Origin of the sequence: Tenacibaculum retecalamus (assembly GCF_027941755.1) — a bacterium.
GTDB lineage: Bacteria > Bacteroidota > Bacteroidia > Flavobacteriales > Flavobacteriaceae > Polaribacter > Polaribacter haliotis_B.
Window position 1 is genome coordinate 2,332,501 of record NZ_CP115916.1, and the last position, 12,939, is coordinate 2,345,439.

Sequence of the window (12,939 nt, forward strand, 5' to 3'; positions counted from 1 at the left end):
AGCTCTTTATAATTATTTATTTTTATAAAAATATTGTTGTTAATCCGAAGATTAACTTCTCTATCTTGATTTCTTTACGATATCATTTTACCAATATGTCAATGAACATTGCGAATCGCAATTGATATGTATTTTATCAAATTGATTCTTATAGCACTCTGAAACAATTTTAATAAATTGCCTCCAGGTGCTACCTGGTGGAGAATATCGGAGTCGAACCGATGACCTCTTGCGTGCAAGGCAAGCGCTCTAGCCAACTGAGCTAATCCCCCATTATAAAACTCTAGATTACTATCCAGATTTGAATGTCGAATCCTCTTGTTTCCAGAATTTCCTTTCTAATAACTTGCCTTTTTGTAGTCTCAGGCAGACTCGAACTGCCGACCTCTACATTATCAGTGTAGCGCTCTAACCAGCTGAGCTATGAGACTATAATAGCTTGTTATTAGTGTTTTTTTAAAATTAACAGCAAAGAGTAAAATTTCCCTTTTGTAACTCACCATCTTTCTCTAGAAAGGAGGTGTTCCAGCCGCACCTTCCGGTACGGCTACCTTGTTACGACTTAGCCCTAGTTACCAGTTTTACCCTAGGTCGCTCCTTGCGGTAACGAACTTCAGGCACCCCCAGCTTCCATGGCTTGACGGGCGGTGTGTACAAGGCTCGGGAACGTATTCACCGGATCATGGCTGATATCCGATTACTAGCGATTCCAGCTTCACGGAGTCGAGTTGCAGACTCCGATCCGAACTGTGATATGGTTTATAGATTCGCTCCTATTCGCATAGTGGCTGCTCATTGTCCATACCATTGTAGCACGTGTGTAGCCCAGGACGTAAGGGCCGTGATGATTTGACGTCATCCCCACCTTCCTCACGGTTTGCACCGGCAGTCTCGCTAGAGTCCTCAGCATGACCTGTTAGCAACTAACAATAGGGGTTGCGCTCGTTATAGGACTTAACCTGACACCTCACGGCACGAGCTGACGACAACCATGCAGCACCTTGTAAAGTGTCCGAAGAAAAAGCTATCTCTAGCCCTGTCACTCTACATTTAAGCCCTGGTAAGGTTCCTCGCGTATCATCGAATTAAACCACATGCTCCACCGCTTGTGCGGGCCCCCGTCAATTCCTTTGAGTTTCAGTCTTGCGACCGTACTCCCCAGGTGGGATACTTATCACTTTCGCTTAGTCACTGAGAATAAACCCAACAACTAGTATCCATCGTTTACGGCGTGGACTACCAGGGTATCTAATCCTGTTCGCTCCCCACGCTTTCGTCCATGAGCGTCAGTATATACGTAGTAGACTGCCTTCGCAATCGGTATTCTAAGTAATATCTATGCATTTCACCGCTACACTACTTATTCTATCTACTTCCGTATAACTCAAGTCAACCAGTATCAAAGGCAGTTCCGTCGTTGAGCGACGGGATTTCACCTCTGACTTAATTGACCGCCTGCGGATCCTTTAAACCCAATGATTCCGGATAACGCTTGAATCCTCCGTATTACCGCGGCTGCTGGCACGGAGTTAGCCGGTCCTTATTCTTACAGTACCGTCAAGTTCCCTCACGAGGGAATGTTTCTTCCTGTATAAAAGCAGTTTACAACCCATAGGGCAGTCATCCTGCACGCGGCATGGCTGGTTCAGAGTTGCCTCCATTGACCAATATTCCTCACTGCTGCCTCCCGTAGGAGTCTGGTCCGTGTCTCAGTACCAGTGTGGGGGATAATCCTCTCAGACCCCCTACCTATCGTTGCCATGGTAAGCCGTTACCTTACCATCTAGCTAATAGGACGCATAGTCATCTTGTACCTATAAATATTTAATATAAAAGAGATGCCTCTTCTATACATTATGGAGTGTTAATCTTCATTTCTAAAGGCTATCCTCCTGTACAAGGCAGATTCTATACGCGTTACGCACCCGTTCGCCGGTCGTCATCTGTGCAAGCACAATGTTACCCCTCGACTTGCATGTGTTAAGCCTGCCGCTAGCGTTCATCCTGAGCCAGGATCAAACTCTTCATTGTATATTTTAAATAATATTAATGAATAAGTTTCAAAAGAATTTGTTCTAACGAATTAGAACGTGGTTATTCTACTCTTTGTTTACGCTGTCAATTTCAATATTTTCAATGAACTTGGCAAGTCGCCAATGACAAGTATTATCTCATCTCTTTAACTCAACCTTCTTGTAGAAATGCTAGATTCGAACTAACTGATTCTTATTACAAAATCATTCCAAAATTTCTCTGATCGCTTCACTCTCTTAAAGCGGTTGCAAATCTATAAACTTTTCTAAAACTGACAAAAATTTTTTGAAGTTTTTTTTAGTTTAATTTTTTGCTGGATTTTAATGAACTCCCGTATTTAAAACGGACTGCAAAGATACTCTCTTTCTTTCGATTTAAACAAGTGAAAATTAACTTATTTTTTACCTTTTTTTGATGATATCTTAACCCTTATCTTAATGAACTTTACTAAATTCTAAACACTCGTTTTTCCCTTAGCGGGTGCAAATATAGGTTCCTTTTTTAACATAACAACTACCTTTTTTTTAAAGTATTTTATTATCGCTGTTATACAACTACTTAACAACTGTTTTAATCTTGTCTTTTATTGTTTTGTCCTTATATTGTTAATGAATTGTGCTCTTCGCGTGAGGGATTGAACCGCTTGTTTGAGCTCTTTTTACCATTTTCTGTAAAAAAGCGAGTAGTGAAAGCCTGACAATTTTAAAGAAATTGACACGCCATGAAAATAGCTCTCATATATATTGTATTAAAAACGCTTTTGCAATATCTTTGTGTTTTGAAAATTCCCACTTGTAAGGGAATTAAACATAACATATATATAATGATTAAAATTACATTACCAGACGGAAGCGTTAAAGAATTTGAAACTGGTGCAACATCAATGGATGTTGCTAAAAGTATAAGTGAAGGTTTTGCTAGAAATGTTATTTCAGCAAGTTTTAACGGCACCACCATTGAAACCAATACCCAGCTTACTACAGACGGCTCTTTAATACTATACACTTTTAATGATGAGGGAGGGAAAAAGGCTTTTTGGCACTCTTCTGCACACGTATTAGCACAAGCTATTTTAGAATTTCACCCAAATGCGAAGTTAACGATAGGACCAGCAATTGATAATGGTTTTTATTATGACATTGATTTGGGAGAAGGAACAATTTCTGATAAGGATTTCTCTGCTATAGAAAAGAAGTTTTTAGAGTTAGCTCGGGGTAAACATGAATTTAAACTCCGTTCGATTTCTAAGGCTGATGCTTTAGCTTATTATAAAGAAGAAGGAAATGAATATAAAGTTGAATTAATTGAAAATTTAACTGATGGGGATATTACTTTTTGCGACCATAGTGATTTCACCGATTTATGTAGAGGTGGACATGTTCCTAATACTGGAATACTAAAAGCTATTAAAGTAATGAGTGTTGCTGGTGCTTATTGGAGAGGTGACGAAAAAAATAAGCAATTAACACGTATATATGGTATCACTTTTCCGAAGCAAAAAATGCTTACTGAGTATTTAGAGTTATTGGAAGAGGCTAAAAAACGTGACCACAGAAAATTAGGTAAAGAGTTAGAGCTTTTTACGTTTTCACAAAAAGTTGGAGCAGGATTACCTTTATGGTTACCTAAAGGAGCTGCCTTAAGAGGAAGACTTGAAGATTTTTTAAAGAAAGCACAAAAGAAAGCTGGCTACGAAATGGTGATGACGCCTCATATCGGACAAAAGGAACTATATGTTACTTCTGGTCATTATGCTAAATATGGTGAAGACAGTTTTCAACCAATAAAAACTCCTAAAATGGATGAAGAGTTTTTATTAAAGCCTATGAACTGTCCGCATCACTGTGAGGTTTATAATTTTAAACCACATTCATATAAAGATTTACCAAAGCGTTTTGCTGAATTTGGAACTGTATATAGATACGAACAAAGCGGTGAATTACATGGATTAACTCGTGTAAGAGGTTTTACGCAAGATGATGCACATATTTTTTGTACACCTGAACAACTAGATCAAGAATTTAAAGAAGTTATCGATTTAGTACTTTATGTATTTAAATCTTTAGGTTTTGAAGACTTTACTGCGCAGGTTTCTATTAGAGATATGGAAAATCCAGACAAATATATAGGTGACGTTAAAACTTGGGAAATTGCTGAACAAGCAATTATAAATGCTGCAACAGATAAAGGTTTAGATTTTGTTATAGAAGAAGGTGAAGCTGCTTTTTATGGCTCTAAATTAGACTTTATGGTTAAGGATGCTTTAGGCAGAAGTTGGCAATTAGGAACCATACAAGTAGACTATAATTTACCTAAAAGATTCGAATTAACCTATAAAGGAGCCGATAATCAGTTGCATCAACCGGTAATGATTCACAGAGCACCCTTTGGTTCTATGGAACGTTTTATCGCTGTGTTATTGGAGCATACAGGCGGAAATTTTCCACTTTGGTTAACTCCAGAGCAAGTTATCTTATTGCCTATCAGTGATAAATATCAAAAATATACTAAAAAAGTTTTAACTTTGTTAGAAAATTCCGAAATTCGCGCCCTGGTAGATAGCCGAAGTGAGAAAACAGGAAGAAAGATTCGTGATGCAGAAGTAAGCAAAATACCATTTATGGTTATTGTAGGTGAAAAGGAAGAACAAGACGGCACGGTATCTGTAAGAAAACACGGTGAAGGAGATATTGGAACATTCACTATAGAAGAGTTCATCTCTTTGATACAAAAAGAAGTTAATAAAACATTGGTTCCTTTTGGAAACTAAAAAAAGAATACTAATTTAAAATCATGAGTCATAGCAATTAGAAGAAGAGGCGGACGTAGACCGCTAAGGGTAATTAAAGAAGATCAACATAGAATTAATGATAAAATTAGATATGTTGATGAAGTTCGTCTTGTAGGCGAAAACATCGAAGTAGGTGTTTATCCTTTAGAAAAAGCCAAAGAAATGGCCATCGAACAAGAGTTAGACTTAGTTGAAATTTCACCGAAAGCTGTACCTCCTGTTTGTAAAATTATTGATTATAAGAAGTTTTTATACGAACAAAAAAAACGTGATAAAGCTTTAAAATCAAAGGCAACAAAAGTTATCGTTAAAGAGATTCGTTTTGGACCTCAAACTGATGAGCATGATTATGAATTTAAAAAGAAACATGCCATTAAGTTTTTACAAGACGGAGCTAAATTAAAAGCTTTTGTATTCTTCAAAGGACGTTCGATTGTATTTAAAGAACAAGGGCAAATTTTATTATTAAAATTAGCGCAAGAATTAGAAGAACACGGTAAGGTAGAACAAATGCCTAAGTTAGAAGGAAAACGTATGATTATGTTTATTGCGCCTAAAAAGGCTAAATAAGTAAATCATTCACAATATATAAGCAAGATAAACTAAAAAACAAAGATGCCTAAAATTAAAACAAAGTCTAGTGCCAAGAAACGTTTCAAGATAACTGGTTCTGGTAAGATCAAAAGAAAGCACGCGTTTAAAAGCCATATCTTAACAAAGAAGTCTAAAAAACGTAAGCTTGCTTTAAGACACGCAACATTAGTACACAAGTCTGATGTAGCAAACATTAAGCAACAATTAGTTTTAAAATAATATTTTAAACTAATCTGTTAGCCAGGGAATTTAATTATTAACCATGGAGTTAGGCTCAATTAAGTATCAATATTCGATCGCCTACTACAAAAAACCATTTGAATTATGCCAAGATCAGTAAATTCAGTAGCCTCAAGAAGAAGAAGAAAAAAATCTTGAAGGCAGCAAAAGGTTACTTTGGAAGACGTAAAAACGTTTACACAGTAGCAAAAAATGCGGTAGAAAAAGCGATGACATATGCTTATCGTGACCGTAAAAACAATAAGAGAAACTTCCGTTCATTATGGATTCAGCGTATTAACGCAGGAGCTCGTCAGTACGGAATGTCTTACTCTCAGTTTATGGGGAAAGTTAAAGCTAATAGTATCGAATTAAACCGTAAGGTTTTAGCCGATTTAGCTATGAACAACCCAGAAGCTTTTAAGGCCATTGTAGAAAAAGTAAAATAAGTTTCATATACTTGCTTATACTAAAAACCCAAACTTAAACGTTTGGGTTTTTTTAAACCCATTAGACTCAATATTTACATAAAATTCTCATCTATGAAAACTTTAAGAATTCTATTCCTAATAATATTAACGCAAAATATTACAGCACAAAATCGTTTATCTAAAGCTCAGGTAGAAGCATTACCTAATACGATAGAGAATCAGTTTACAAAAATTTATCGAATGTCAAATAACTGGCAAGAGTATAAAATGATTAAACGTACTCAGTTTGTAAGCTTTCAGAAAAACATATTAGATAGCATTTCTGTTATCAAAAAAGATGTTGTTACGAAACAACTGAAAATAAATGAACAGTTAAAAAAATCAGAGGCTTTAAAAGAAGAAATTACTACTTTAAAAAGTAATCTATCTGTATCTGTAGAAAAAGAAGATGCTTTTTCTTTCTTTGGGGTATTATTAAACAAAGGCACTTACAATACTATCCTTTGGAGTATTATTGGGGGATTACTAATTGGACTAGCTTTTTTTATTTTTAAATTTAACGGTAGCTACTCTATCACGAAAGAAACAAGAAATTTATTGGCTGATGTTGAAAATGAGTTTGAACAACACAAAAGAAATGCTATTGACAAAGAACAAAAGTTAAGACGCCAACTACAAGACGAAATTAACAAACAACGTGGTGTAAATTAGTTTACATATTTATTATAAAATAACAAGCCCCGAGTTTTTAACTCGGGGCTTGTTATTTTCACGATCTAAATCATTTTAAGACAATCCAGAAATAACACCATTATTATCAATACTCATATGTTCTGAAGCTGGTGTTGCTGGTAAACCAGGCATTCGCATCATTTTACCTAAAATAGGAATTACAAATTGTGCGCCTGCTGCAATCTCTATTTCGCGTACATTTATAGTAAAACCTTCTGGCCTTCCTATCAATTTATCGTCGTCAGAAAAAGATTTTTGTGTTTTTGCCATACAAACGGCAAAATCATTAAACCCTAACCTATCAATCCTTCTTAAATTCAATGCTGCTTTTTTCTCATAAGTAACAGCATCGGCACCATAAATTTCTTTTGCAATCTTTTCTATTTTATCTTTTACAGGACTTTTCCAATCATACAAAGGTTTGAATTGTGTTGCTTTATTTTCAACTACATTAACCACTGCTTTTGCTAAGTTTTTTGTTCCTTCTCCTCCTTTTGCCCAACCTTCTGAAACAACTGCTTCAACACCTAGTTTTTTACAAGCATCAATTACAAAACTTACTTCTTCTTCAGAGTCAGAAATAAATGAGTTGATTGCAACTACTGGTTCTATATTAAATTTTCGAATATTCTCGATATGCTTTTCTAGATTTCTGAATCCGTCTTTAACTTTTTCTAAACTAGGTGTATTGTATTCTTGTTTCTCTGCTCCACCATGGTGACGCAAAGCTCTAATAGTTGCAACCAACACTACACACTTGGGATTTAATCCTGCGTATGCAGATTTAATATTTAAAAACTTCTCTGCTCCTAAATCTGCTCCAAAACCTGCTTCTGTAACCACATAATTAGATAATGACAAGCCCATTTTAGTAGCAATAATCGTATTGGTTCCTTGTGCGATGTTTGCAAAAGGACCTCCATGAATAATTGCAGGGTTTTCTTCTAGCGTTTGTACTAAATTTGGCTTAATGGCATCTTTTAGTAAAATTGCCATCGCATCTTGCGCATTTAAATCAGCCGCAAAAACAGGCTTTTTATCAAAAGTGAATCCGATAAATATGCTTCCTAATCGTTTTTTTAAATCATCAAAATTCATTGCCATACAAAGTATTGCCATTACTTCGGATGCTGGCGTAATATTAAAACCATCTTCACGAGGAATACCGTTTCCTATACCACCTAAACCTATCGTAATTTGACGCAATGCACGATCGTTCATATCGATAACACGTTTCCATAAAATAGTACGCGGATCTATATTTAGATTGTTCGTTTGACTTTGCAAGTTATTATCTATCAAAGCTGCTAATAAATTATTTGCTTTTTCAATAGCGTTGAAATCACCTGTAAAATGCAAATTGATATCCTCCATTGGTACTACCTGAGAGTATCCCCCTCCAGCAGCACCTCCTTTAATTCCGAATACCGATCCCAAAGAAGGCTCCCTTAAAACCACGGTAGCTTGCTTACCTACTTTATTTAAACCTTCGGTTAAACCAATAGAAACGGTTGTTTTACCTTCTCCGGCAGGAGTTGGAGTTAAGGCGGTTACTAAAACTAAATTATTTTCTTTTACTTTATCTTCATCAATTAAGTGCAAAGGTAATTTAGCTTTGTATTTTCCATACATTTCCAAGTCGTCTTCTTGTACATTTAGTTTATTTGCTATATGCTTAATATGTTGTAAATCTTTTGCTTGTGCTATCTCTATATCTGTTAAATGCGCCATCGCGAATTGTATAATTTTAAGTGAATAATTGTGTTAAAAAAACAAGTAAATATACATAATATAATTCCTATAAAAACTGATAATTGTTAGCATAATTTAACTAAACATAGCGTAAACAGATAAATATGGTAAAAGAATTGGCAAATCTTTTTTGAAATACTATATTTGCACGTTTTAAAAAAGAACTCGAATTAAACTATTATAGATGCAGAACAAAGGTCTTATTAAATTATTTGCTGTCCTTTTCGGATTAGTAAGCTTGTACCAACTGTCGTTTACATTTTTTGCTAATAAAGTAGAAGATAGCGCTAAGGTATATGCAAAGGAAAACGTTAAAGATAACAACGGTAGAGAGTTAGCTAGATTTGAAAGAAAATATCTTGATAGTGTTGCTAATGATAAAGTAGTAAATTTAGGCGTTGCTGAGTACACTTATAACGACATCAAGGAGCGTGAAATGAACCTTGGTTTAGACTTAAAAGGTGGTATAAATGCAATTTTACAAGTATCTGTAAAAGATATTTTAGTTGCTTTAGCTAATAACTCAAACAATACTGTTTTTAGAGAAGCTTTAGCAAAAGCTAGCGAAGCTCAAAAAGCAAGTCAAGATAATTACTTAGATTTATTTTTTAGCGAATTCGAAACTTTAAGTAACGGAACCGTTAAATTAAGTGATCCTGCAATATTCGGAACAAAATCTTTACGTGAAAAAATAGACTTTAATAAAACGAATACTGAAGTAAAAGAAGTTCTTCAAGAAGAAATCAATACTTCTATTAATACTTCTTTTGAAGTATTACGTAGCCGTATTGATAAATTTGGTGTAACTCAACCAAGTATTCAACGTATTGGTAACTCTGGTAGAATTCAAATTGAATTAGCAGGAGCTAAAGATATTGAGCGTGTTACTAAATTAATTACAAGTACTGCTGAATTACAGTTTTGGGAAGTATATACAAATGCTGAAGTTCAAAACTTTTTCTTTGCTGCAAATGCAAAGGTTGCTGAATTGTTAAAAGACGATTCTACTACTGAAAAAGTTAAAGATTCTACAAAAACTGATGACATCGATGATCTATTAGGTGCATCTGCTGATTCAACTAAGGTTGAAAATCAAAAAAACTTATTTACTTATTTATATCCTCGTGTAGCTCAAAATCAACAACAAATGAGCTCTTTAGTTGCAGAAGCTAGAGTACAAGATACAGCTAAAGTAAACAGTTTACTTGCTAATAAGAGTGTAAGAGCTTTATTACCTACTAATTTAAAGTACGTTAAATTCTTATGGGATTATAAAGCAAAACCAAGTGCTGATGGAACTTCTGAAATTATTGGTTTATATGCCATAAAATCTAACAGAAACGACAAGCCAACAATTGATGGTGATGTAATTGCTGATGCAAATCAGGATTTCGATCAATTAAGCAAGCCAGTTGTTTCAATGTTAATGAATGCTAGTGGTACCAAAAAATGGGCGAAAATGACTGGCGAAAATGTTGGTAAATTTGTAGCTGTTGTTTTAGATGATTATGTATATACTGCTCCTGTTGTAAACGGAGCAATTACTGGAGGAAGCACTCAGATTTCTGGAGGAACGATGACTGTTGAAGAGGCACAAGATATTGCTACAGTATTAAAAGCTGGTAAATTACCTGCTCCTGCAAGAATTATTCAAATGGAAGTTGTAGAGCCGTCATTAGGTCAAGAATCTATTGATGCAAGTATCTGGTCATTCGGATTAGCAATTTTATTAATCTTAATATGGATGGTTTTATACTACGGTAAAGCGGGTATTTATGCAAATATTGCTTTATTAGTAAATATCTTATTTATCTTCGGATGGTTAGTATCGTTTAATGCAGTATTAACATTACCTGGTATTGCTGGTATTATCTTAACCATAGGTATGTCGGTAGATGCGAACGTAATTATTTTCGAAAGAATTAAAGAAGCCTTAAGAGGTGGTAAAGATTTAAATACAGCCGTTAGTGAAGGATTTAGTTTTAAAGGAGCTTTATCTGCAATTATCGATGCAAACATTACAACGTTCTTAACAGGTCTTATCTTATTTGTTTTTGGTACTGGACCAATTAAAGGTTTTGCTTATACCTTAATGCTAGGTATTGCAACTTCTTTATTTACTGCTATCTTTATTACTCGTTTATTTATAGACGGATCTGTTAATAAAGGTGCAAACTTAACTTTTAACACAAATATTTCTAAAAACTGGTTTAACAGTATTAGCATCGAATTTTTAAAGAAACGTAAGTTAGCTTACATCGTTTCAGGATTCTTTATTCTTACTGGTTTAGTTTCTATCTTTACTTTAGGATTAAAGCAAGGAGTTGACTTTAAAGGAGGTCGTTCTTATGTTGTTCGTTTCGATCAACCAATGAACGCTACTGAAGTTGCTTCCTCTTTACAAGGTGCTTTTGAAGCTGCTCCTGAGGTTAAAACTTACGGTTCAGATAATCAATTAAAAATAACTACAGCTTTTAAAATTGATGAAGAAGGTACTGAAGTTGATGAACAAGTTCAGAATGCTTTATATACCGGATTAAAATCTCATTTAGGTACAACTTCTTACGAAGACTTTAAACCTGGATTTGAAAAAGCTGGTAGCGGAATTATGAGCTACATGAAAGTAGAGCCAACCATTGCTGATGATATTAAAAAATCTGCATTATGGGCGGTAATCGGTTCATTACTTGTAGTATTCTTATACATCTTATTACGTTTTAGAAAAATGTCTTATTCTATTGGTGCAGTAGCAGCAGTATTCCACGATGTATTAGTGGTATTAGGAGTATTTTCTATCTGTTACAAATTTATGCCTTTTGATATGGAAATCGGACAATCATTTATCGCAGCTATCTTAACAGTAGTAGGATACTCATTAAATGATACCGTGGTAATTTTCGATAGAATTAGAGAATATGCAGGCGAAAGCAAAACATTTACTGCTGGTTTAGTAGACAAAGCATTAAGTAGCACTTTAGGAAGAACAATAAATACCTCTTTAACTACATTATTAGTAATGTTAGCTATCTTCTTCTTTGGAGGAGATTCTATTAAAGGATTTATGTTCGCATTAATCGTAGGTGTAGTTGTAGGTACGTATTCATCATTATTCGTAGCAACACCAATTATGTTTGATGCTTCTAAAAAAGAAGACAAAGAATAACATTCTTATATAGATTACAAAAACCGTTTTGAATAATATTCAAAACGGTTTTTTCATTTACAATCAAGCAACTATCTTTGCAGTCTGATGAAAATTACAAAACTCCACGATTTATACTTTAAAGAATTCATTTCTTCAAATGAAATAGCTACTGTTGTTAAAAAATTAGCACAGCAAGTAAAAGCCGATTTACCTAAAAATGAAGTTCCTTTATTTATCGGTATTTTAAACGGATGTTTTGTTTTTACAGCCGATTTTTTACGCGCGTATAAAGGAGATTGTGAAATAAGTTTTGTAAAATTAGCATCTTATGAAGGTACAGCTTCAACAGAAAATGTAAAAAAACTAATTGGTATCAACGAAGATCTAACCAACCGAACGGTAATTATCTTAGAAGACGTTATTGACACAGGTACCACTTTACAGGAAATTTACGAAATTTTCGAAACCAAAAACATAAAAGAACTAAAAATAGTCACTCTTTTTTACAAGCCTGATGTATATCGAAAAGAACTGCCAATAAACTATATCGGAAAGAATATTGAAGATAAATTTATTGTAGGATACGGTTTAGATTACAAAGGCTATGGTAGAAATTTACCTGCTATTTATCAATTAACAACACAACCTAAAATGAAAAACATCGTATTATTTGGCCTCCAGGTGCCGGAAAAGGAACACAAGCCGATTTATTAAAAGAGAAGTATAATTTAGTTCATATTTCTACCGGAGATGTTTTCCGTTTCAATATCAAAAATAAAACGGAATTAGGCTTACTTGCTAAAACGTATATGGATGACGGAAATTTAGTGCCGGATGAAGTAACCATTAATATGTTAAAAGCAGAAGTAGAAAGGAATGCAGATGCAAACGGATTTATTTTTGATGGTTTTCCAAGAACAGAATCGCAAGCAAAAGCTTTAGATGCTTTTTTAGGTGAAAAAAACGAACGTATTAACGGAATGGTTGCTTTAGAAGTATCTGAAGACTTATTAGTTGATCGTTTGTTGGAAAGAGGAAAAACGAGTGGAAGAACTGATGATACTGACGAAAGTAAAATCAGAAATCGTTTTAACGAATACAATACCAAAACAGCAATTTTAAAAGACTTTTACCTAGAACAAGGTAATTATTACGGCGTAAACGGTGTAGGATCTATAGCGGATATTACAAAACGTTTATCAGACGTATTTGATACATTATAATTTACATAAAGAAAAAGA

The 12,939-nt window shown here is 34.4% G+C and carries 6 protein-coding genes, 2 tRNA genes, 1 rRNA gene and 2 pseudogenes; 7 read left to right on the top strand and 4 right to left on the bottom strand.

What is annotated here, in order from left to right; genetic code table 11:
* Window positions 1–195: 195 nt before the first annotated feature.
* The 3 genes from PG912_RS11025 to PG912_RS11035 form a co-directional block, all read right to left on the bottom strand.
* Window positions 196–272 (bottom strand) — tRNA-Ala (locus tag PG912_RS11025).
* A gap of 85 nt (window positions 273–357) precedes the next feature.
* Window positions 358–431, bottom strand: a tRNA-Ile gene (locus PG912_RS11030).
* A gap of 82 nt (window positions 432–513) precedes the next feature.
* Window positions 514–2,031, bottom strand: a 16S ribosomal RNA gene (locus tag PG912_RS11035).
* An 826-nt stretch (window positions 2,032–2,857) separates the two neighbouring features.
* Between PG912_RS11035 and thrS the strand changes: the two genes are divergently transcribed.
* From thrS to PG912_RS11060, 5 genes and pseudogenes are all read left to right on the top strand, one after another.
* Entirely contained in the window at window positions 2,858–4,804 is a 1,947-nt protein-coding gene (gene thrS, locus PG912_RS11040) for a threonine--tRNA ligase (protein ID WP_275687568.1), read from the top strand.
* A gap of 72 nt (window positions 4,805–4,876) precedes the next feature.
* The gene (gene infC, locus PG912_RS11045; RefSeq protein ID WP_101043545.1) at window positions 4,877–5,395 is read left to right on the top strand and encodes a translation initiation factor IF-3; all 519 of its coding nucleotides are present in this window, start codon (window positions 4,877–4,879) and stop codon (window positions 5,393–5,395) included.
* 45 nt (window positions 5,396–5,440) lie between these two features.
* Window positions 5,441–5,638, top strand: a complete 198-nt coding sequence (rpmI, locus tag PG912_RS11050; protein WP_028887164.1) for a 50S ribosomal protein L35 — start codon at window positions 5,441–5,443, stop codon at window positions 5,636–5,638.
* A 105-nt stretch (window positions 5,639–5,743) separates the two neighbouring features.
* Window positions 5,744–6,087 (top strand): annotated as a pseudogene (gene rplT, locus PG912_RS11055) (50S ribosomal protein L20).
* Between the two features lie 93 nt (window positions 6,088–6,180).
* Window positions 6,181–6,780, top strand: a complete 600-nt coding sequence (locus tag PG912_RS11060; protein ID WP_260584963.1) for a hypothetical protein — start codon at window positions 6,181–6,183, stop codon at window positions 6,778–6,780.
* Window positions 6,781–6,855: 75 nt separating this feature from the next.
* On the opposite strand, the gene PG912_RS11065 is transcribed toward PG912_RS11060, so the two are convergent.
* Window positions 6,856–8,532 (bottom strand): formate--tetrahydrofolate ligase, encoded by a 1,677-nt coding sequence (locus PG912_RS11065; protein ID WP_275687569.1) that lies wholly within the window; start codon window positions 8,530–8,532, stop codon window positions 6,856–6,858.
* Between the two features lie 205 nt (window positions 8,533–8,737).
* Here PG912_RS11065 and secDF point away from each other — a divergent pair, with 205 nt between their 5' ends.
* Complete coding sequence (gene secDF / locus PG912_RS11070; protein WP_275687570.1) at window positions 8,738–11,716, top strand: protein translocase subunit SecDF; 2,979 nt, start codon at window positions 8,738–8,740, stop codon at window positions 11,714–11,716.
* Window positions 11,717–11,803: 87 nt separating this feature from the next.
* A pseudogene (locus tag PG912_RS11075) lies at window positions 11,804–12,921 on the top strand (adenylate kinase).
* The last annotated feature ends 18 nt before the right edge of the window (window positions 12,922–12,939 follow it).

Coding starts and splice junctions, on each gene's coding strand:
- thrS (WP_275687568.1), top strand. CDS start 2,858: ATGATTAAAATTACATTACCAGACGGAAGCGTTAAAGAATTTGAAACT.
- PG912_RS11065 (WP_275687569.1), bottom strand. CDS start 8,532: ATGGCGCATTTAACAGATATAGAGATAGCACAAGCAAAAGATTTACAA.
- secDF (WP_275687570.1), top strand. CDS start 8,738: ATGCAGAACAAAGGTCTTATTAAATTATTTGCTGTCCTTTTCGGATTA.
- rpmI (WP_028887164.1), top strand. CDS start 5,441: ATGCCTAAAATTAAAACAAAGTCTAGTGCCAAGAAACGTTTCAAGATA.
- PG912_RS11060 (WP_260584963.1), top strand. CDS start 6,181: ATGAAAACTTTAAGAATTCTATTCCTAATAATATTAACGCAAAATATT.